The organism is Jannaschia halovivens, from assembly GCF_046452375.1.
Lineage (GTDB): Bacteria > Pseudomonadota > Alphaproteobacteria > Rhodobacterales > Rhodobacteraceae > Jannaschia > Jannaschia halovivens.
On sequence record NZ_JBKFDJ010000001.1, the window covers coordinates 2337856 to 2358834 of the forward strand.

Consider the following 20979-nt stretch of genomic DNA (forward strand, 5'->3'; position numbering starts at 1 on the left):
CGCCCCCTTTTGCGAAGGATGTCGGTGCGTGCGCAATAACGTTCAGACGCAACGCGCTATCATGATTCCATTCCGCAACTGTTTCCAACATCAGCTCCAGCCGCCCGCCGAGATGAGGCCGAGCCCTTCCAGCTGGCGCCAGCCGGCATAGCGGGTCGAGGACTCGCACCACAGAATCGGGTCTTCGATCAATGCGTTATAGTATCCCTCATAGAGGTCCGAATTCTCAAAATGCTCGCGTCGGGCCTTCTCCTCGGCGGATTTGCTCAGGATGTTGGACAGGAACTTGGTGTGCAGAAGCGCCCCGCGCGGCGTGTCGGCGCGGTCGAAGTCAAACCCGAGATTGAGCGCGCGCGGCAACGCGGAATGGGTCGAGGAGACGTAGGCGTATCGGCGATTCCAGCGCACCAGCGGGATTTTCGACAGGGTCGGTGCGCGGCGCGGCTCGGTCGCGAAGAAGGCCCGCGCGCGCGGCCCACCCTGCACCCAGAGGTTCTGGAGCCGGGCCTGCCGGGTCACTACGTAATTACCGGCATCGAAATAGGGCAGCGTCACGAGCGGATCGTCGTCCGGCCCATGCCGCGCCGCCCCCAGCGGTCCCCGTGGATAGAGGTCGAGCATCAGCGCGCCCATCACGCGCCGCCCCCGATCGTCCAGCCAGTCGGTCAGCGCTCGGAGGTCGCGCCGGTCGTGATGGGCGAAGACGAAGAGCTCGTCGGCATCGAGCGTCAGGCACCAATGCCCGTGCCCGTAGCGCGCCAGAAGGACGGTCAGCCAGTCGATCCCGAAGCGCGACGCCTTGTAGCCATGACCCGTCGACCAGAGGGACACGTCGGGCTGCGCCGCGAGCCAGTCGTCCGAACCGTCGTCGCTCCCGTTGTCGACGACGAGGAAATGATCGACGCCCAGCGCGCGGTGATGGGCGATCCAGTGGGGCAGCCGAAGCCGCTCGTTGCGCATGGTCGCGAAGGCAAGGATGGCGCCGGGCGCGATGGCGGCGGTGCGGTCGGCGCGGACGGTCAGCTGGCGACGCTTGGCGAAGGACCGCGCCAGCAGGCGACGTCGGCGCCACCGCAAGGCATAGGCGGTCCAGCCTTCGGCGACGGCGCCCATGCCGGGTCCTACTGCGCCGCGTAGCCGACCGAGGAGAGGTCCGACAGGAAGTCCCGCAGCTCGTCGCGCAGATCGGGCCGGGCCAATCCGAACGCCACCGTGGCCTGCAGGAACCCGCTCTTGGAGCCGCAATCGTAGCGTTGGCCCTGGAAGCGGAATCCGTGGACGCCGTTGCCGTCTTCGATCTCACGGGCGATCGCGTCGGTCAGCTGGATTTCGCCGCCCGCCCCGGACTTTACGGCATTCAGGTGCTTCATGACCTGCGGGCTGAGGATGTAGCGGCCGATCACGGCGAGGTTCGAGGGCGCGCTGCCCGCCTCGGGCTTCTCGACCATGCCCTTGATCGGCACGGACGGGCCCATCGCATCCCCGACCGGGTCGAGGATGCCGTAGGACGAGGTCTTCTCGGCCGGCACTTCCATCGCCGCGACCATGTTGCCCCCGGTCTCGGCATAGGCCTCGACCATCTGCTGCAGGCAGGGCGTGTCGGCGGCGATGACGTCGTCGGGCAGGATGACGGCGAAGGGCTCGTTATGGACCAGCCGCCGCGCGCACCAGACGGCATGGCCGAGGCCGCGCGCCTTGTGCTGGCGGACATAGGCGATCTGGCCGCTATCCATGGTGGTGGCCTTGAGCGTCTCGAGAAGATCTGTCTTGCCCTTGCGCCGCAGCTCCTGTTCCAGAACCGGCGCGTCGTCGAAGTAATCCTCCAGCGCGGACTTGCCCCGCGAGGTGACGAAGATGAATTCCTTGATGCCCGCGGCCCGCGCCTCGTCGATCGCGTATTGGATCAGCGGCCGGTCGACGAGCGTCATGATCTCCTTCGGGACGGATTTCGTTGCCGGAAGGAACCGGGTGCCCAACCCCGCGACCGGGAAGATGGCCTTGGTGACCTTGCGCTTCATGGATGCGTACCTCCGCGACTGCGACCCGGCATATGGGAGAGGTTTATGACCCGAATGGGGCGATCATGCACGGGGAACGAGTGTCACACCCGGCGCATAGGCGAGAAAGTACGGATTCTCGAAGCCGGGCTTGCCGTAGCGCAGGGGCTCGTGGTCGTCGAAACGCACGACCGTTCCACCCGCCCCGGCCAGCACGGCATGCCCGGCCGCGGTGTCCCATTCCATCGTCCGACCGAGCCGCGGGTAGAGATCGGCCTCGCCGGTCGCCACGAGGCAGAACTTCAGCGACGACCCCGCCGAGCGCATGTCGGCCACGGCGTACTTGCCGATATAGTCGTCCGTCGCCTGATCGCGGTGCGATTTCGATGCCACCACAAGAAGCGCGGCATCGTCGGGGGTCGAGACCGCGATTCGTGTCAGCGCCCCCACGGTGTCCGGATCGAACGGCCCCGCCTCCTCGACGGTGCGGCCCTCCGCGTCGGTCCAGAACAGGCGGCCCCGCGCGGGGGCATAGACGATGCCGCGCACCGGCACGCCGTCCTCGACCCAGGCGATGTTCACGGTGAAGTCGCCGCGCCGCTGGACGAACTCCTTGGTGCCGTCCAGCGGATCGACGATGAAGAAGTCGCGCGCGTCGAGGTCGTGGGTCGCCGACTGCTCCTCGGTCACCAGCGCCGCGTCCGGCCAGACCGCCCGCAGCCCCGCAGAGATCAGCGCGTCGGCGGCCTCGTCGGCGGCGGTCACCGGGCTCGCGTCGGCCTTGGCCCGAACGCCCAGATCGCCGCCCTCGTAGATCGCCATGATCGCATCGCCCGCTTCGAGCGCGAGACGCCGTAGCGTCACCATCATCTGGCCGTAATCCATGCCTATCTATCTCCGAATGCGAGACGATCCGCCGCGGGACGCCTCTATGGCTCGATCGAGGCTTATGGTATGCCCCGCCGGCGGGGCAAGCGTTCGAGGAGACGCGCATGTTCAAGGCGGAGAAGAAATTCAGCTATCCCGCCGCCGCCTTCCGGCTGGGCGAGCTGATCTTCCATTCGACCGTGCGCGAGACCCGCAAGGGTCACGGCAACGGCTTCGTCGCGCTCGGCATGAACATCCTGACCACGGTGATCTTCGTCGCGGCCTTCTACATCATGTTCTCGGTGCTGGGCCTGAAGGGCAACGCGATTCGTGGCGATTTCGTGCTGTTCCTGATGTCGGGCATCTTCCTCTTCCTGACCCACACCAAGGCGGTCGGCGCGGTCAGCGGCGCCGAAGGCCCGACCTCGGGCATGATGCTCCATGTGCCGATGAACACCTTCGTCGCGATCACCTCGGCGGCGCTGGCCTGTCTCTATCTCCAGACGCTCTCGATGGTGCTGGTGCTCTTCGTGATCCACGTCGCATGGCACCCGGTCATCATCCACGACCCGAGCCACGCCTTCCTGATGTTCATCCTCGCCTGGTTCACCGGGGTCGCGGTCGGGCTATGCTTTCTGGCGCTCAAGCCGTGGTTCCCGAACTTCACCAATATCGGAAGCTCGATCTACCAGCGGATGAACATGATCGCCTCGGGCAAGATGTTCGTCGCGAACACGCTGCCGGCGACGATGCTGGCCTTCTTCGACTGGAACCCGCTGTTCCACACGATCGACCAGGCGCGGGGCTATACCTTCGTGAACTACAATCCGCATTACACGACCTGGCAATACGCGCTGCTGGTCGGGACGGTCCTTCTGGTGATCGGCTTCATGGGCGAGCACTTCACCCGCCGGAACACCTCCGCCTCGTGGTTCGCGACGCGATGAGATGGGTCGCCGTCATATGGCTCCTGCTTTCGGCGGGCCCAGCCGCGGCGACGCAGGACGCGTGGCCCGCGCTCTTCGACGTGGCGGGCGTGGCGGCGGATGACGTCCTCAATATCCGCGCCGCCCCCCGCGCCGATGCGCCGATCCTCGGGACGCTGGCCCCGGACGCGACGGGCGTGGAGGTCGTGGCCCCCAACGGTCGCGAGACCTGGGGCCAGGTCAATACGGGCGAGGGCACGGGCTGGGTCTCGCTCCGCTTCCTCGCGCGGCAGCCGGGACAGTGGCAGGGCGCGTTCCCGCCGCTCGCGTCCTGCTTCGGGACCGAACCGTTCTGGACCGTGCGCGTCGACGGCGACACCGCGCGCTGGTCGACCCCGGAGGGCGAGATCGAGGGCCTCGTGACCGCGCGGGCCGGATCGCTGTCGCGGCGCGACCGGCACGGCCTGCGGGTCGCGCTCGCCGACGGCTCGCGGATCGACGGCATCATCGGCTGGCGCGCCTGCAACGATGGAATGTCGGACCGCGCCTACGGCCTTTCGTTCGATGCGCTCCATCGCGACGACGTTCTGAGCGGGTGCTGTACGCTTGCCCGTTAGGGCGGCGCATCACGTCACGACCCGCATCGTCAGGTTGATCCGCCCCGGCCCATCCAGAAGCGTCGACGTCCCCGCCGCGATTCGGTCCACCCCGTGATGCCGCAGGCGCGCGTCGCCGCCCATCACCAGCACGTCGCCCGATCGCAGCCAGACGCGTTCCGTCGACCCGCCGCGCTCGACATTGCCAATCCGGAACAGCGCGTCGTCCCCGAGCGAGATCGACACCACCGGCTGATCGAAATCCGCCTCGTCCCGGTCCTGGTGCATCCCCATCCGCGCACCCGGCGCGTACCAGTTCACGAGGCACGATTCCGGCGGCCGCGCGTCCGGAACCACCGCGTCCCAGACGGCACGCACCGATGCGGGAATCTCGGGCCAGGCCGCGCCCGAGGGATGCCGCGGCTCGTAGCGATATCCCTTCCGGTCGGTCACCCAGCCGAAGCGCCCTGCGGCGGTCATCCGTACCGACATCTCGCGTCCGAACCGGGTCACGGGCGTCACGAAGGGCGCGGCCCGCGCGATGGCGCGGATATCGGCGACCATGGCGACCTGCGCGGCCGCATCCAGCAGTCCGTCATGGAGTTTCGCGCCGCGGATCGTCCGGTTGGCGGGGACAGGGTGCAACTCGCTCAATTTGTGCCCCTTCACGTCCTTGCGAGGTCAAAACCCCCTCCTTATATACCCCCCGAACCGCGGGACGGGTCTACCCGATCCGCATTCAACGGGATGAGGACCGGGGTGCCGAAATGGGCCCGGGGCCGAGCAAATCGCCAAGAAGGATACGTCAGACATGGCAAAAGTCATCGGTATCGACCTGGGAACGACCAATTCCTGCGTCGCAATCATGGACGGCTCGCAACCGCGGGTCATCGAGAACGCGGAAGGCGCGCGCACGACGCCTTCCATCGTCGGCTACACCGAAAGCGAGCGGCTGGTCGGCCAGCCCGCCAAGCGGCAGGCCGTCACCAACCCCGAGAACACCGTCTTCGGCGTCAAGCGCCTGATCGGACGCCGGTTCGACGACGAGCATCTCGCCAAGGACAAGAAGAACCTCCCCTTCAACGTGGTCTCCGGCGGCAACGGCGACGCGTGGGTCGAGGTGCGGGGCGAGAAGTTTTCGCCCGCGCAGGTCAGCGCGCTGATCCTCCAGAAGATGAAGGAAACCGCCGAGTCCTACCTGGGCGAGGACGTGACGCAGGCCGTCATCACGGTTCCCGCGTATTTCAACGACGCCCAGCGTCAGGCCACCAAGGACGCGGGCAAGATCGCGGGCCTCGAAGTCCTGCGCATCATCAACGAGCCGACGGCCGCCGCGCTGGCCTACGGGCTCGACAAGAAGGAAACGCGCACGATCGCGGTCTACGACCTCGGCGGCGGCACCTTCGACGTGACCATTCTCGAGATCGACGACGGCCTCTTCGAGGTGAAGTCCACCAACGGCGACACGTTCCTCGGCGGTGAAGATTTCGACATGCGGATCGTCAACTACCTGGCGGACGAGTTCAAGAAAGAGCACGGCACCGACCTGACGCAGGACAAGATGGCGCTCCAGCGCCTCAAGGAGGCGGCGGAGAAGGCCAAGATCGAGCTCAGCTCGGCCAACCAGACCGAGATCAACCAGCCCTTCATCTCAATGGGCGCCAACGGCCAGCCGCTGCATATGGTCATGAAGCTGACCCGCGCCAAGCTGGAAAGCCTCGTAGGCGACCTGATCAAGGCGTCGATCAAGCCCTGCAAGGAGGCCCTGAAGGATGCGGGCCTGACCACGTCGGATATCGACGAGGTCGTGCTGGTCGGCGGCATGACGCGGATGCCGAAGGTCATCGAAGAGGTGACCAAGTTCTTCGGCAAGGAGCCGCACAAGGGCGTGAACCCCGACGAGGTCGTGGCCATGGGCGCCGCGATCCAGGCGGGCGTGCTGCAGGGTGACGTCAAGGACGTGGTCCTGCTCGACGTGACGCCGCTGAGCCTCGGCATCGAGACGCTGGGTGGTGTGTTCACCCGCCTGATCGACCGCAACACGACGATCCCGACCAAGAAGTCCCAGGTCTTCTCGACCGCCGAGGACAACCAGAACGCCGTGACCCTGCGCGTCTTCCAGGGCGAGCGCGAGATGGCGGCCGACAACAAGATGCTCGGCCAGTTCAACCTCGAGGACATCCCGCCGGCCCCCCGCGGCCTGCCGCAGATCGAAGTGACGTTCGACATCGACGCCAACGGCATCGTGTCGGTCGGCGCCAAGGACAAGGGCACCGGCAAGGAGCAGTCGATCACGATCCAGGCGTCGGGTGGTCTCTCGGACGAGGATATCGACCAGATGGTCAAGGACGCCGAGGCGAATGCCGAAGCCGACAAGGGCCGCCGCGAGCTGGTCGAGGCCCGGAACCAGGCGGAAAGCCTGATCCACTCGACCAAGAAGTCGCTAGAGGAGCATGGCGACAAGGTCGACCCGTCCACCGTCGAGGCGATCGAGTTCGCGGTCACCGCGCTCGAGGAATCGATGGACAGTGAGGACGCGGGCAAGATCAAGTCCGGCATCCAGAACGTCACCGAGGCGGCGATGCGGCTGGGCGAGGCGATCTACAAGGCGCAGGCCGAGTCCGAAGAGGGCGAGGCCGCGCCGGAGGCCGCCGATGCCGAGCCCGGTGCGGATGACGAGATCCTCGATGCCGATTTCGAGGACCTCGACGACGACCAGAAGCGGGCCTGATCTTCGGGTCGGATCACAACCGAAGGCCGGCCCTCACCGGGCCGGCCTTTTCGTTGGAGAATGAATGATGGCGAAACGTGACTACTACGAGACGCTGGGCGTCTCGAAGGGCGCCAGCGCCGACGAGATCAAGAAGGCCTATCGCACCAAGGCCAAGGAGCTGCATCCCGACCGCAATTCGGACAATCCGAACGCCGAGGCGCAGTTCAAGGAGGCCAACGAGGCCTACGACATCCTCAAGGATGCCGAGCGGAAGGCAGCCTATGACCGCTTCGGCCACGCGGCCTTCGAGGGCGGCATGGGCGGAGGTGGTCGCCGTCCCGGCGCCGGGCCACAGGGGCAGGGCGATTTCGCCTCGGCCTTCTCAGATGTGTTCGAGGATCTCTTCGGCGATTTCATGGGCGGCCAGCCCGGCGGCGGCCGCGCCGGCGGCAGTCGGCGCGCGGCGCGCGGCTCGGACCTGCGCTATAACATGCGGATCTCGCTGGAAGACGCCTTCGGCGGCCAGCAGAAGACGATCACGGTCCCGACCGCGGTCCAATGCTCCAAATGCGAGGGCAAGGGCACCGAGGGCGCGTCCGAACCCGCGACCTGCCCGACCTGCACCGGCATGGGCAAGGTGCGCGCGCAGCAGGGCTTCTTCACCGTCGAGCGGACCTGTCCGACCTGTTCGGGTGCGGGCCAGATCATCAAGAACCCCTGCGAAGCCTGCGGCGGCGGTGGCCGGGTCGAGAAGGAGCGCCAGCTTTCGGTCAACATCCCCGCGGGGGTCGAGACCGGCACGCGCATCCGCCTTTCGGGTGAAGGCGAGGCAGGTCTGCGCGGCGGGCCGACCGGCGACCTCTACATCTTCATCGAGGTCGAGGATCACCCGATCTTCGAGCGCGACAGCGTGAATCTCTATTGCCGCGTGCCAGTGTCGATGACGACGGCGGCGCTGGGCGGCGAGGTCGAGGTGCCGACGATCGACGGCGGACGCAGCCGGGTGAAGGTGCCCGGCGGCTCGCAGACCGGTCGGCAGATGCGCCTGCGGGGCAAGGGCATGCCCGCACTGCGCGGCGGCGGCGCGGGCGACATGTTCATCGAGCTGGCCATCGAGACGCCGGTGAACCTGACCACCCGCCAGAAAGAGCTGCTGCGCGAGTTCGACAAGATCGACGCCGACAACAACCCGCAGGGCGACAGCTTCTTTCGCAAGGTCAAGGGCTTCTGGGACGGCATGACGCAGTGACGACCAATGGCTCGGCTCAGAAGTCGAACCGAAGCTGATCGTGACGCGGCCCGAGGCTGCGCTGGTGCCCGAGCCTGGCCTCGGCCGCCAGCGCGACCTGGGCCGCGGCGCGCGCATCCTCGCCCGCGTCGTGATGCCGGAAGTCGAGGCCGAGCACACCCTTCAGGTTCGCGAGCCCATGTCCGCCGTTCCCCCGCAGCTCGGGAAAGGCCCGGCGGGCAAGGGTGACGCTGTTGATCCAGGGACAGCGCAGGGGCTGCGCCCCGATGGCCCGGCAGGCGGCATCAAACGCGCGCTCGTCGTAGCGGCTGTGCTGGACGACCGGATAGGCCTCCATCACGGGGCGAAGCGCCGGGAAAAGCGCGCCGAAGACCGGCGCGCCCGCGACATCCGCATCGGTCAGACCGTGGACGCGAGTCGTCCAGCGGGTGATCGGCGCGCGCGGATCGACAAGGCTCGACCACGTCGCGATGTCTCCGTCAAAGCCCACGAAGGCGAGGCCGATCTGGCAGATGCTGCCGATGCCGCGCCCCGCCGTCTCGACATCGAGCGCGAGGAAGCGGAACCGCCCCTTAGGCAGTTCGTCCAAATGGCGGAGGCCCGTCCGGTCGGGCGCGGGGCTGGTGGGGCGATCGGTCATCGGATGCCATGTAGGGTGCCGCAACCGATCCCGCCAAGGACACCGGGACCCAGACGTCGCGGCCACGTGGTGCATGGGGGAGCAGGGATGCGACGGCGCGTGACCAACCGCTGCGCACGTGCTGGCTGCGGTTCGCGCGGTCGACCTGCCGCGTCTTGCATATTTGGGGAGCAAAGACGGGGGGTCAGCCACCCACCCGGCAGGCGGCTAGGAGTGCCATGTTGAGGATATCGCTGGCGGTCGAGCCGGTGGAGGCGATCTGCACCGGGCGGTCGATGCCGGTGAGGATCGGGCCGATCACCGTCGCGCCCGCCATCTCCTGCATCAGCTTGACGGAAATGCTGGCCGAGTGCCGCGCGGGCACGACGAGGACGTTTGCCGGCCCCGTCAGCCGTGAGAAGGGATAGGCCGCCATCGCGTCGGGGTTCAGCGCGACATCGACGGTCATCTCGCCCTCGTACTCGAAATCCGCGCCGCGCGCTTCGAGGACTTGGGGCGCCTCGTGCATCTTGGTCGCCCGCTCCGAGACCGGGTAGCCGAAGGTCGAGAAGCTGACGAAGGCGACGCGCGGCTCCATCCCGAAATTGCGTGCGACCCGTGCGCCGGCCTCGGCGATGGTGGCGAGGTCCTCGGCGTCCGGCCATTCATGCACCAGCGTGTCGCCGATCAGCACGATCCGGCCGCGATGCAGAAGCGCCGTGATCCCGACCGCATCGGCGTTCTTCTGGATGTCGAACACATGATCGAGCAAACGCATCGCGTGTGCTGACTTGCGCGTGGCCCCGGTCACGAGCCCGTCGCCGTGATCATGCGCCAGCATCAGTGCCGCGAAGACGTGGCGGTCGCGGGTGGCCAGGCGATGCACGTCCTGCGCGTCGTAGCCCTGACGTTGGAGGCGCTGGTATAGATGATCCTTGTAGGTCTCGAGATGGCGCGTGTTGGCGGCGTTCACCACCTCCAGTTCGCGCACGGCATCGGCGAGGCCCGCGGCTTCCAGCTTGGCCTTCACGTCCTCCGCCCGTCCGACCACCAGCGCCTTGCCATAGCCGTTGCGCTGATAGGCGACGGCGGCGCGCAGTACACGCGGGTCGTCTCCTTCGGCGAAGATCATCCGCGCCTGGGCCTGTCGCGACCGCGAGGACAGACCCTGCAGGATGCTGGCCGTGGGGTCCATCCGCGCCGCCAGTTGGTGGGTGTAACCCTCCATGTCGACGATGGGCCGCCGGGCGACGCCAGTATCCATGCCGGCCCGCGCCACGGCGGGCGGAATGACGTGGATCAGCCGGGGGTCGAAGGGCGTCGGGATAATGTAGTCGCGCCCGAAGGTCAGCTTGCGCCCGTAGGCCATCGCGACCTCATCGGGCACATCCTCGCGGGCCAGCGCGGCGAGCGCCTCGGCGCAGGCGATCTTCATCTCGTCGTTGATGGCGCGCGCGTGGATGTCGAGCGCGCCGCGGAAGAGATAGGGAAAGCCCAGGACGTTGTTCACCTGGTTGGGATAGTCCGAACGCCCCGTCGCGACGATGGCATCGGGCCGGACGGCCTGCGCCTCCTCGGGCGTGATCTCGGGATCGGGATTAGCCATGGCGAAGATGACGGGGTTCTCGGCCATGTCGGAGACCATCTCGGGCGTCACCGCCCCCTTGGCCGACACCCCGAGAAACACGTCCGCACCCTTCATCGCGTCTTCGAGGGTCCGCAGGTCCGTGGCGACGGCATGGGCCGACTTCCACTGATTCATGCCCTCGGTCCGGCCCTGGTAGATGACGCCCTTGGTGTCGCAGGTGATGCAGTTCTCGTGCCGCGCGCCCATCGACTTCAGAAGCTCGATGCAGGCGATCCCGGCTGCACCCGCGCCGTTCAGCACGATCTTAACGTCCTCGATCTTCTTGCCCGAGATGTGCAGCGCGTTGATGAGGCCCGCAGCGCAGATCACGGCTGTCCCGTGCTGGTCGTCGTGGAAGACGGGGATGTCCATCTCCTCCTTCAGACGGCTCTCGATCATGAAGCATTCGGGCGCCTTGATGTCCTCGAGATTGATACCCCCGAAGCTCGGACCCATCAGCTTGACGGCGGCGACGAAGGCGTCGACCTCCTCGGTGTCGAGCTCGATATCGATGGAATTCACGTCGGCGAAGCGTTTGAAGAGGACGGCCTTCCCCTCCATCACCGGCTTCGAGGCCAGCGCCCCGAGATTGCCCAGCCCCAGCACCGCCGTGCCGTTCGAGATGACCGCCACGAGGTTGCCCTTCGTCGTGTAATCGTAGGCCAGCGCGGGATCCTCGGCGATCCGCTCGCATGGCACGGCGACGCCGGGCGAATAGGCCAGCGAGAGGTCGCGCTGGGTCGCCATGGCGGTTGAGGCGTTGATCTCGATCTTCCCCGGCCGCGGCTCGAGATGGTAGCTGAGCGCCTCTTCGGGCGTGATCTTGGTGCGGCCTGCCATGCGTCTCTCCTGTCCCTCGGACCGGTCTAGCCGACCCCCGTCGCGGGGGACAGGCGCAACGATCCGGGCCGCTCGTGCATTGAAGCGGGACATGCCCGGAGGCCGCCGATGTTCCACGATGCCCTGAAATCCGTCCCGTCCCGCACCGAAGCCGGCGACATCAACGTCTTCATCGAGACCCCGATGGGAAGCGAGCACAAATACGAGCTGGACCCGTCGGGCCTCTTCAAGATCGCGCTCTCGCTGCCGGACGGGATGCGCTTTCCCTTCGGCTTCGGCTTCGTGCCCGGCACCGAGGCCGGGGACGGCGATCCGCTGGACATCCTGCTGCTTACCGACGGGCCGGTACCCGCGGGCTTCCTGATCGACGCGCGCCTGATCGGCGTGCTGAAGATGGAGAACGAGGAGGATGGCCAGATGGTGCGAAACGACCGCATCGTCGCCGTGGCCAAGCTTAGCCGCATCTTCTCCGACTATGACGATCTCGAACAGATGCGGTCGGGCTTCGCGTGGGACATGGAGCGGTTCTTCAAGACCTATAACGCCATGATCGAGCGTCGGTTCGAGGTGATCGGTCGCGGCGACCGGTCGGATGCGCGCAAGATGCTTGAAGACGCGGGGGGCTGACTTCCGCCTCCGGGCGGCCCTTGGTATCACCCCGGAGCGCGTCATCCCGGAGAGGCCATGTCCAGCACCGTCACACCGATGATGGCCCAGTATCTCGGCATCAAGGACGAAGCGCCCGACGCGCTCCTGTTCTACCGGATGGGGGATTTCTACGAGCTGTTCTTCGACGATGCCGTCGCCGCCGCGGCCGCGCTCGACATCGCGCTGACCAAGCGGGGCAAGCATTTGGGCGAGGATATCGCGATGTGCGGCGTGCCCGTGCATTCCGCCGAGGGCTACCTGATGACGCTGATCCGCAAGGGCTTCCGCGTCGCGGTCTGCGAACAGCTGGAAACGCCCGAGGCCGCGAAGGCGCGGGGTTCGAAATCCGTCGTCAATCGCGGGATCGTTCGGCTCGTCACGCCGGGTACGCTGACCGAGGACACGTTGCTGGAGGCGCGTGCGCACAACCATCTCGCCGCGTGGGTCGAGGTGCGGGGCGAGGGGGCGCTGGCCTGGGCCGATATCTCGACCGGTGCGTTTCACGTCACGCCCTGTCCGCGCGTCCGGTTGGGGCCGGATCTGGCGCGGCTCGGCGTGCGGGAGCTGATCGTGACCGAAAGCGCGGGCGTCGAGGCGGTCGCGGACGATCAGGGCACGGCATTGACCCCGCTCGGGGCCAGCGCATTCGACAGCGCTTCGGCCGAGGCACGGCTGATCGGGCTCTTCGACGTGGCCGCGCTCGACGCGTTCGGCAACTTCGGACGGGCCGAACTGGGCGCGATGGGCGCGCTGGTCGAGTATGTCGAGATCACCCAGCGCGGCCGCCTGCCCGCGCTTCGTCCGCCTCGCCGCGAGGCGGCGAACGCGTTGATGGCCATCGATGCGGCGACACGGCGCAACCTCGAACTGACGCGCGGGATGTCGGGCGGGCGCGACGGCTCGCTTCTCTGGGCCATCGACCGGACGGTGACGGCCGGGGGCGGACGGCTCATGGAACGGCGCGTCTCGGCGCCTTCGGCGGATGTCGCGGTCATTCACGCGCGGCTGGATGCGCTCGACTGGGCCGTGGGCCGGGACGCGCTGGCCGCGGATATCCGCGCCCGCCTGCGGCAGGCCCCGGACATGGACCGGGCGCTGTCGCGACTTTCGCTCGACCGGGCGGGTCCGCGCGATCTCGGCGCGATTCGCGACGGGCTGCGGGTGGCGGACGACATTCATGACGCCGTGTCGGACACGGATCTTCCCCTCGACCGTTCCGATCTCGTGGGTCAGGACGCGCTGCGGGACATGCTCGACGCGGCGCTGGTCGCGGAGCCGCCCGTGCAGATGCGAGACGGCGGGCTGGTGGCGTCCGGCTTCGATCCCGACCTCGATGATGCACGACGTCTGCGCGACGAGGGGCGCGGGGTGATCGCGGGACTTCAGTCGCATTATGTCGAGGCCACGGGCATCGCGTCGCTCAAGATCAAACACAACAACGTCTTGGGGTATTTCATCGAGACGACGGCCACCCATGGCGAGACGATGCGCGCGGATGCCACCTTCATGCATCGCCAGACGACGGCGAACCAGGTGCGCTTCACGACCGTCGAACTCTCCGAGTTAGAGACGAAGATCCTCAATGCCGGCGCCCGTGCACAGGAGATCGAGGCGGCCATATTCGCCCGGCTTCGGTCGGCGATCCTGGATCAGTCCGACGCCATCTTCGCCGCCGCCGGCGTGCTCTCCGAACTCGATGTGATCACAGCGCTTGCCGACCTCTCCCGCGCCGAGAACTGGTGCCGCCCCAAGGTCGATGAGAGCCGCGCCTTCGAGATCGCCGGCGGCCGCCACCCGGTGGTCGAGCGCGCGCTCAAGCGCGAGGGTCAGCCTTTCGTCGCCAACGATACCCTACTGACCGCCACCGATGGTGCGGCGATCCGGCTCCTCACCGGGCCGAACATGGCGGGCAAATCGACCTGGCTGCGCCAGAACGCACTGATCGCGGTATTGGCGCAGATGGGCAGCCATGTCCCCGCCGACACCGCGCATATCGGGATTGTCGGACAGCTCTTCAGCCGGGTCGGCGCCTCCGACGACCTCGCGCGCGGGCGCTCCACCTTCATGGTCGAAATGGTCGAGACGGCCGCGATCCTGAACCAAGCCGACGATCGCGCCTTCGTCATCCTCGACGAAATTGGGCGCGGAACCGCGACCTATGACGGGCTCAGCATCGCCTGGGCCACGCTCGAACACCTGCACGACGTGAACCGCTGCCGCGCGCTCTTCGCGACGCATTACCACGAGATGACCGCGCTGGCCGCCAAGCTGGACGGGCTCGAGAACGCCACGGTCGCCGTCCGCGAATGGGAGGGCGACGTGATCTTCCTCCACGAGGTGCATGACGGCGCCGCCGACCGATCCTACGGCGTGCAGGTGGCCAAGCTCGCGGGCCTGCCAGACGCGGTGGTCGGTCGCGCGCGCGAGGTGTTGGACGCCTTGGAAGCGGGCGAGCGGGAAGGGGGGTCGAAGGCGGTGATCGACGACCTGCCACTCTTCAGCGTGACCCCGTCGCCGCCCCGCGCCGCCAAGGCCGAGAACGCCGCCGAGATCCGCCTGCGGGACGTCATGCCCGACACGCTGACGCCGCGCGAGGCGCTGGACCTGATCTACGAGTTGAAGGGCCTGACCTGACGCGGCTGGTCAGGCGGGGGTGGACGACACGCCGACCTGCGCCGGACGCAGCAACCGGTCGTGCAGCTTGAAGCCCACGGCGGCGACCTGGATGATGTCGCCGGCCTTGGTGTCGGGCAGGGGCGCCTCGAACATCGCCTGATGCTCCTGCGGGTCGAAGCGGTCGCCGATCTGGGGCGCGACGAGGGTGATGCCGTGCTTGGCGAAGACGCCCACCAGCTCCTTCATCGTCAGCTCGATCCCCTCGACGATACCGTCCTTGGCATCGCCCGCCGCCTCGAGCGCACGGGCGAGGTTGTCGTAAACCGGCAGCAGATCGCGTGCGAGCTTGGAGCCGCCGTATTGCTCGGCCTCGACCCGGTCGCGGGCGGCGCGCTTGCGGACGTTCTCGGCCTCGGCCAGCGCGCGCATCAGGCGGTCCCGCATCTCGTCGCGCTCGGCCACGATGGCATCGACATTGGCGCGCGCGTGATCGGTCGGGCCATCGCCTTCCTCCATCGCGGCGTCGAGGTCGAACTCCTCCTCCTCGGCTTCGGGATCGTCGAGGAAGGGATTCTCCTGTGGGTCGGCCATGCGCTCTACCTTGTTCCGGGGCCGGACAGCATCCGTCCGACCAGTTGGGCCGTGTAGTCCACGATGGGGACGATTCGCCCGTAATTGAGACGTGTGGGACCGATCACGCCGACGGCGCCCACGATCTTGCGATCCGCGTTCATATAGGGGGAAACCACCAGAGATGAACCGGAAAGTGAGAAGAGTTTGTTCTCCGATCCGATGAAGATGCGAACGCCCTCGCCGTCTTCCGTCAGGGACAGGAATTCCGCGATGTCGCGCTTGCGCTCCAGGTCGTCGAACAGGCTGCGGATCCGTTCCAGCTGGGCGGGTTCGGCCCCCTCGTCGAGGAGATGCGAACGCCCGCGTACGATCAGCCGTTCGCTGCGCTCGCCTTCGTTCTCCCACGCCGCGAGACCCTTCTCGATCAGATCGTGGGCCAGCCCGTCGATCTCCTGGCGGCGGGCGGCGACCTCGCGGCGCATCAGGTCGCTCAGATCTGAGATCGTGCGCCCCTCGATCAGCGCGTTGAGGAGGTTCGCCGCCTCGCGCATCGCCGAAGGCGTCTGGCCAGCAGGCGGCACGAAGACGCGGTTCTCCACATGGCCGTCGGCGAAGACCAGCACCACCAGCGCGCGGTCCGGCGCGAGTTGGACGAACTCGATATGCTTGATCGGCGCCTCGCGCTTGGGGGCCAGCACCAGCGAGGCGCCCTGCGTGATCCCCGAAAGCGCGCTGCCGACCCGGTCCATCATCGCGGTGACATCGTCCTCGGACGCCCCGACACTGGCCTCGATCCGCTCGCGATCGTCCTCGCCCAGTTGCGCCTCCAGAAGGCCGTCGACGAACATCCGCAGGCCCGATTGCGTCGGGATTCGCCCCGCGCTGACATGCGGCGCTTCCAAAAGCCCGAGGAACTCGAGATCCTGCATGACGTTGCGGATCGTCGCGGCCGAGACCTTCTCGGACATGCTGCGCGTCAGCGTCCGGCTTCCCACGGGATCGCCGGACCCCAGATAGCCTTCGACCACGCGTCGAAAGACTTCGCGCGAGCGATCGTTCATTTCGGACAGGATCTGGGCGTTGTCGGGCATGGGCGACAGGCATGTATGCAACCGGTCGGGCCGGGTCAATCGGGGTTGCGCCATCGCGGTCGTGCGGGCATCCAACGCGCAACCACTGACAGGAGTATCACATGCGACCTTCCGGCCGGGCTCTGGACCAGATGCGCAACATCTCGATCGAAGTGGATGTCACGCGCCATGCCGAAGGATCCTGCATGATCCGCTGCGGCGACACGCATGTGCTCTGCACCGCGTCCCTCGAGGAGCGGGTGCCGCCCTTCCTGCGCAATTCGGGCCTCGGCTGGGTGACGGCGGAATACGGGATGCTGCCGCGCGCGACCACGACGCGCATGCGCCGCGAGGCCAGCGCCGGCAAGCAGTCGGGCCGCACGCAGGAGATCCAGCGCCTGATCGGCCGGTCCTTGCGCGCCGGCATCGATCGCAACGCGCTGGGCGAGCGCCAGATTACGGTCGATTGCGATGTCATCCAGGCCGATGGCGGAACGCGCTGCGCGTCGATCACCGGCGGTTGGGTCGCGCTGCGACTGGCGGTCAACGCATTGATGAAGGCGGGCGATATCGTCACCGATCCCATGGTCGATCCGGTCGCGGCCGTGTCCTGCGGCATCTACGCGGGTCAACCGGTGCTCGACCTCGACTATCCCGAGGACAGCGAGGCGGGGACGGACGCGAATTTCGTCATGACAGGCGGCGGCGCGATGATCGAAGTGCAGGCCTCGGCCGAGGGCTCCACCTTCAGCCAGGACGAGTTCAGCGCGATGCTGGCCCTGGCGCAGAAAGGCGTGGGCGAGCTGGTCGACGCGCAGAAGGCCGCCACCGCGTGAGACGGTTCGACGGCGATACCCTCCTGATCGCCACGCACAATGCGGGCAAGCTGGAGGAGTTTCGCGCGCTGCTCGGACCCCGCGGGATCACCTGCGTCTCGAACGCCGATTACGACCTGCCCGAACCGGAGGAGACCGAGACGACCTTCCTCGGCAATGCCCGGATCAAGGCGCGCGCGGCCGTCGCCGCAACGGGCCTGCCCGCGCTGGCGGACGATTCGGGCATCGTGATCGACGGGCTCGACGGGGCGCCGGGCGTGCACACCGCCGATTGGGCCGAGACCGGCGCGGGCCGCGACTTCCGCATCGCCATGAACCGCGCCTGGACCGAACTCGAGGCCCGCGACACGCCCGAGCCGCGCACGGCACGGTTCTGCGCGACGCTGGTCCTGCTTTGGCCCGACGGTCACGAAGAGGCGTTCGAGGGGGTCGCCGAGGGCCGCATCGTCTGGCCCATGCGCGGCGAGACGGGCCATGGCTACGACCCGATCTTCATGCCCGAGGGCCACGACCGCACCTTCGGCGAGATGCCCCCCGAGGAGAAGAACCGCCTGAGCCACCGGGCCCGCGCGCTGGCCAAGATGGCGGAGGTATTCGCATGACCCGACGCCTCATCTCCACCGGATCCAGCTTCGAGCGCGAGGTCGGCTATTCGCGCGCCGTCTGCCAGGGCGACTGGTGCTTCATGGCGGGCGTCACGGGCTACGACTACGCCACGATGCAGCTTCCCATCGACCTCGCCACACAGGTGCGGAACTGCTACGCCACCGTGCGCGCCGTACTGGCCGAGGCGGGGTTCTCCGACGCCCATATCGTCCGCGTGACCCACTACGTCGCCGATCGGTTTCTCGTCGACGACCTGGTGCCGCTTCTCGGAGCCGAGCTGGGCGAGGTTCGACCCGCGGCCACCATGGTCATCGCCGGTCTGATGCAGGAGCAGATGCTCTACGAGGTCGAGGTGACGGCCTATCGCGGCGAATGACCCTCGCGAATTGGCAGGAGGCGGGCTTCGGCCTCTATCTCCACTGGCCGTTCTGCGCCGCCAAGTGCCCTTACTGCGACTTCAACAGCCATGTCGCAGCCTCCATCGACCACGCGGCGTGGCAACGCGCCTATGTCGCCGATCTCGATCACTGGGCCGCGCGCACGCCGGACCGCGTCCTGACATCCGTGTTCTTCGGCGGCGGCACGCCCTCGCTGATGCAGCCCGAGGTGGTCGCGGCGATCCTCGAACGCATCCATCGGAACTGGACCGTCTCCAACGATCTCGAGGTCACGCTCGAAGCCAATCCCGGTTCGGTCGACGCGGATCGCTTCGTGGCCTTCCACGCGGCCGGCGTGAACCGCTTCTCGGTCGGGTTGCAGGCTCTGAACGATGACGATCTGCGCCGTCTCGGGCGGCTGCACAGCGTCGCCGAGGGCCGCGCCGCCTTCGAAGTCGCCGCATCGCTCACCGACCGCGTGTCCTTCGACCTCATCTACGCGCGGCAGGACCAGTCGCTCGCCGACTGGGAGGCGGAGTTGCGATCCGCCCTCGGTCAGGCGGGCGAACACGTCTCGCTCTACCAGCTCACCATCGAGGACGGCACCGCATTCGGGGCGCGCCACGCGGCGGGCGGGCTGCGTGGCCTTCCGACCGAAGCGCTTTCCGTCGCACAATACGAAGTCACGCAGGCCCTGACCGCCGAGGCCGGGTTGCGCCGCTACGAGGTCTCGAACCACGCGCGTCCCGGGGCGGAGTCGCGGCACAACCTGATCTACTGGCGGGGCGGCGACTGGTTGGGGGTTGGACCCGGTGCCCATGGCCGCGTTGCGCTCGACGACGCGCGCCACGCGACCGTGGCCCATCGCGCGCCCGGTGCGTGGTTGCAGGCCGTGGCGCGTCGGGGTCACGGGATCGAGACGACCGAGCCCCTGCCCGCCGCGGAAGTCGCCGACGAATACGCCCTGATGTCGCTGCGCCTGACGGAAGGTATGGATCTCGACCGCCATGCCCGGCTCGGGGGCGCCATCGACGCTACCGAAGTCACCGCGCTGGTGCAAAGCGGTCATCTGATCGAGGAGGATCGCCGCCTCCGCGCGACAGATACCGGCATCCTCGTGCTGAATGCCCTACTCGGACGGATTCTTACCGAGCCCCCGCGACAGTAGCCGACAAACCGCGTCCAACTCGTCCAGCGACCCATAGGCGACCGAGACCGAACCGGCTTGCGTCGCCGCGTCGTGATTTATCGTCACCTTCTGGCCCAGGGCAGCGGTCAGATCGCCTTCCAGGGCACGTGTGTCGGCGTCTTTTGCCGGCTTTGGCACGGCGCGGGGCGGCGCCGTCCCGTCGCCCGCCTTGGCCAGCCGCTCGGTGTCCCGCACCGAAAGACCCTTGGCGATGACCCGTTCGGCCAAACCGGCTGGATCGGGCGCATTGATCAACGCGCGGGCATGCCCGGCCGACAGCCGACCCTCGCGAACATGATCCTGCACCCGCGCGGGAAGCTTCAGCAGCCGCATCAGGTTGGCGAGGTGGCTTCGCGACTTCCCAAGGACACGGCCCAACTGCTCCTGCGTATGTCCGAACCGTTCTACAAGTAGTTGATATCCTTGTGCTTCTTCGATGGCATTCAAATCGGCACGCTGCACGTTCTCGATGATCGCGACCTCGAGCACCGTCTGGTCGTCCATCTCGCGGACGATGATCGGCACCTCGTGCAGCGCGGCCCGCTGCGCCGCGCGCCACCGCCGCTCGCCCGCGACGATCTCGTACCGCGTGGCACCTCGGGGGTTCGGCCGCACGACGATCGGCTGAATGATCCCCCGTTCCCGGATCGATGCGGCGAGGTCGGAGAGATCGTCCTCCTCGAAGCGCTTCCGGGGCTGATCGGCATTCGGTTGCAGCGATTCGATGGGCGCCATCCCGTCCGTCCGCGCCGGCGACGCCGTTGACGCGCCCTCTGCATCCACCCCGATATCGGCCATCAGGGCGGAGAGACCGCGACCCATCGGGCGGTTCTGGCGCGCATCAGACATGGCTCATGTCCTCCTGTTCGTGACGCTGCATCAATTCGCTGGCGAGACTGCGATAGGCGACGGCTCCCCGTGACGAGGGATCGTAATTCAGCACCGGCATCGCGTGACTGGGCGCCTCGCTCAGCCGGACGTTGCGCGGGATCTTCGTGTCGAACACCAGATCGCCCAGCGTCTCGCGCGCCTCGTCCTCGACCTGCAGGCAGAGGTTGTTGCGGCGGTCGAACATCGTCAGGACAACCCCTTCCAGCCGCAGATCGGGATTGGCCGTTCCCCGCACCTCCCGAACCGTCAGGAGCAGCTGGCTCAGGCCCTCCAACGCGAAGAACTCCGCCTGCAGCGGAACGAGGATGCGCTGCGCTGCGACGAATGCGTTTATCGTCAAGAGGTTAAGGGACGGAGGACAGTCGATCAGGACGTAATCGAAACTCGTGTCCCGCAGGCGGATGGCATTTCGAAGATGCATCACGCGACGCGCGCTCGACATCAGTTCCGCATCCGCCGAAGCCAGGTCCATGGTCGCCGGAACGATCATGAAGTCGTCGACCCCGGTCGCCTGCGCAAGATCATCGACCGACGCATCCCCGAGCAGAAGATCATAGGTGCTGCGCATGCGGGCGTCTCGTGCGATGCCAAGACCCGTGGACGCGTTCCCCTGGGGATCGAGATCCAGCAGGCAGACCCGCTTGCCGCGCATCGCAAGCGCTGCTCCCAGATTGATCGCGGTCGTCGTCTTCCCGACACCGCCCTTCTGGTTTGCAACCGCAATGGTTCGTGCCGTCAT

At 67.4% G+C, this 20979-nt stretch carries 20 protein-coding genes; 10 read left to right on the plus strand and 10 right to left on the minus strand.

Features of this window, described 5'->3' with window-relative positions:
- Positions 1 to 90 precede the first annotated feature (90 nt).
- The 3 genes from ACK8OR_RS11870 to cysQ all read right to left on the minus strand — a co-directional run bounded on the left by ACK8OR_RS11870 (position 91) and on the right by cysQ (position 2882).
- Entirely contained in the window at positions 91 to 1113 is a 1023-nt protein-coding gene (locus tag ACK8OR_RS11870; protein WP_410189595.1) for a glycosyltransferase family 2 protein, read from the minus strand.
- Between the two features lie 8 nt (positions 1114 to 1121).
- Positions 1122 to 2018, minus strand: a complete 897-nt coding sequence (gene galU / locus ACK8OR_RS11875; protein ID WP_410189596.1) for a UTP--glucose-1-phosphate uridylyltransferase GalU — start codon at positions 2016 to 2018, stop codon at positions 1122 to 1124.
- Positions 2019 to 2081: 63 nt separating this feature from the next.
- Positions 2082 to 2882 carry a 3'(2'),5'-bisphosphate nucleotidase CysQ gene (cysQ, locus tag ACK8OR_RS11880; protein WP_410189597.1) on the minus strand — a complete coding sequence of 267 codons (801 nt, stop codon included), beginning with the start codon at positions 2880 to 2882 and terminating at the stop codon, positions 2082 to 2084.
- Positions 2883 to 2989: 107 nt separating this feature from the next.
- Here cysQ and ACK8OR_RS11885 point away from each other — a divergent pair, with 107 nt between their 5' ends.
- Together ACK8OR_RS11885 and ACK8OR_RS11890 are read left to right on the plus strand one after the other, a co-directional pair.
- Positions 2990 to 3811 carry an ABC transporter permease gene (locus ACK8OR_RS11885; RefSeq protein ID WP_298437578.1) on the plus strand — a complete coding sequence of 274 codons (822 nt, stop codon included), beginning with the start codon at positions 2990 to 2992 and terminating at the stop codon, positions 3809 to 3811.
- Positions 3808 to 4407, plus strand: coding sequence for a COG3650 family protein (locus ACK8OR_RS11890; protein WP_410189598.1), 600 nt, complete (start codon positions 3808 to 3810; stop codon positions 4405 to 4407). Before ACK8OR_RS11885 ends, ACK8OR_RS11890 begins: the two co-directional genes overlap by 4 nt.
- A gap of 9 nt (positions 4408 to 4416) precedes the next feature.
- Here ACK8OR_RS11890 and ACK8OR_RS11895 read toward each other — a convergent pair whose 3' ends face one another.
- Entirely contained in the window at positions 4417 to 5031 is a 615-nt protein-coding gene (locus ACK8OR_RS11895) for an alpha-ketoglutarate-dependent dioxygenase AlkB family protein (protein ID WP_410189898.1), read from the minus strand.
- Positions 5032 to 5197: 166 nt separating this feature from the next.
- Between ACK8OR_RS11895 and dnaK the strand changes: the two genes are divergently transcribed.
- Together dnaK and dnaJ are read left to right on the plus strand one after the other, a co-directional pair.
- Positions 5198 to 7117: a molecular chaperone DnaK gene (gene dnaK, locus ACK8OR_RS11900; RefSeq protein WP_410189599.1), complete on the plus strand. Its 1920-nt coding sequence runs from the start codon at positions 5198 to 5200 to the stop codon at positions 7115 to 7117.
- A 67-nt stretch (positions 7118 to 7184) separates the two neighbouring features.
- Positions 7185 to 8348, plus strand: coding sequence for a molecular chaperone DnaJ (dnaJ, locus tag ACK8OR_RS11905; protein ID WP_410189899.1), 1164 nt, complete (start codon positions 7185 to 7187; stop codon positions 8346 to 8348).
- 16 nt (positions 8349 to 8364) lie between these two features.
- On the opposite strand, the gene ACK8OR_RS11910 is transcribed toward dnaJ, so the two are convergent.
- Positions 8365 to 8988, minus strand: a complete 624-nt coding sequence (locus ACK8OR_RS11910; protein ID WP_410189600.1) for an exonuclease domain-containing protein — start codon at positions 8986 to 8988, stop codon at positions 8365 to 8367.
- Between the two features lie 184 nt (positions 8989 to 9172).
- Complete coding sequence (locus tag ACK8OR_RS11915; RefSeq protein WP_410189601.1) at positions 9173 to 11434, minus strand: NADP-dependent malic enzyme; 2262 nt, start codon at positions 11432 to 11434, stop codon at positions 9173 to 9175.
- 108 nt (positions 11435 to 11542) lie between these two features.
- Here ACK8OR_RS11915 and ACK8OR_RS11920 point away from each other — a divergent pair, with 108 nt between their 5' ends.
- Both ACK8OR_RS11920 and mutS read left to right on the plus strand, forming a co-directional pair.
- Entirely contained in the window at positions 11543 to 12061 is a 519-nt protein-coding gene (locus ACK8OR_RS11920; protein WP_410189602.1) for an inorganic diphosphatase, read from the plus strand.
- Positions 12062 to 12118: 57 nt separating this feature from the next.
- Positions 12119 to 14716 (plus strand): DNA mismatch repair protein MutS, encoded by a 2598-nt coding sequence (gene mutS, locus ACK8OR_RS11925; protein ID WP_410189603.1) that lies wholly within the window; start codon positions 12119 to 12121, stop codon positions 14714 to 14716.
- 9 nt (positions 14717 to 14725) lie between these two features.
- On the opposite strand, the gene ACK8OR_RS11930 is transcribed toward mutS, so the two are convergent.
- On the minus strand, positions 14726 to 15289 hold the full coding sequence (locus ACK8OR_RS11930; protein WP_410189604.1) for a nucleotide exchange factor GrpE: 564 nt from the start codon (positions 15287 to 15289) through the stop codon (positions 14726 to 14728).
- Between the two features lie 5 nt (positions 15290 to 15294).
- Complete coding sequence (gene hrcA / locus ACK8OR_RS11935; RefSeq protein ID WP_410189605.1) at positions 15295 to 16362, minus strand: heat-inducible transcriptional repressor HrcA; 1068 nt, start codon at positions 16360 to 16362, stop codon at positions 15295 to 15297.
- 101 nt (positions 16363 to 16463) lie between these two features.
- Here hrcA and rph point away from each other — a divergent pair, with 101 nt between their 5' ends.
- From rph to hemW, 4 genes are read left to right on the plus strand one after another with little or no spacing between them, the layout of a single operon-like run.
- Complete coding sequence (gene rph / locus ACK8OR_RS11940; protein ID WP_410189606.1) at positions 16464 to 17177, plus strand: ribonuclease PH; 714 nt, start codon at positions 16464 to 16466, stop codon at positions 17175 to 17177.
- Positions 17174 to 17779, plus strand: coding sequence for an RdgB/HAM1 family non-canonical purine NTP pyrophosphatase (rdgB, locus tag ACK8OR_RS11945; RefSeq protein ID WP_410189607.1), 606 nt, complete (start codon positions 17174 to 17176; stop codon positions 17777 to 17779). The genes rph and rdgB overlap by 4 nt, the downstream gene beginning before the upstream one ends.
- Positions 17776 to 18159: a Rid family hydrolase gene (locus tag ACK8OR_RS11950; RefSeq protein WP_410189608.1), complete on the plus strand. Its 384-nt coding sequence runs from the start codon at positions 17776 to 17778 to the stop codon at positions 18157 to 18159. Before rdgB ends, ACK8OR_RS11950 begins: the two co-directional genes overlap by 4 nt.
- Positions 18156 to 19328, plus strand: coding sequence for a radical SAM family heme chaperone HemW (hemW, locus tag ACK8OR_RS11955; protein WP_410189609.1), 1173 nt, complete (start codon positions 18156 to 18158; stop codon positions 19326 to 19328). The genes ACK8OR_RS11950 and hemW overlap by 4 nt, the downstream gene beginning before the upstream one ends.
- On the opposite strand, the gene ACK8OR_RS11960 is transcribed toward hemW, so the two are convergent.
- Together ACK8OR_RS11960 and ACK8OR_RS11965 are read right to left on the minus strand one after the other, a co-directional pair.
- The gene (locus ACK8OR_RS11960) at positions 19290 to 20198 is read right to left on the minus strand and encodes a ParB/RepB/Spo0J family partition protein (protein WP_410189610.1); all 909 of its coding nucleotides are present in this window, start codon (positions 20196 to 20198) and stop codon (positions 19290 to 19292) included. The genes hemW and ACK8OR_RS11960 overlap by 39 nt on opposite strands.
- Positions 20191 to 20979 carry a ParA family protein gene (locus tag ACK8OR_RS11965; protein ID WP_410189611.1) on the minus strand — a complete coding sequence of 263 codons (789 nt, stop codon included), beginning with the start codon at positions 20977 to 20979 and terminating at the stop codon, positions 20191 to 20193. The genes ACK8OR_RS11960 and ACK8OR_RS11965 overlap by 8 nt, the downstream gene beginning before the upstream one ends.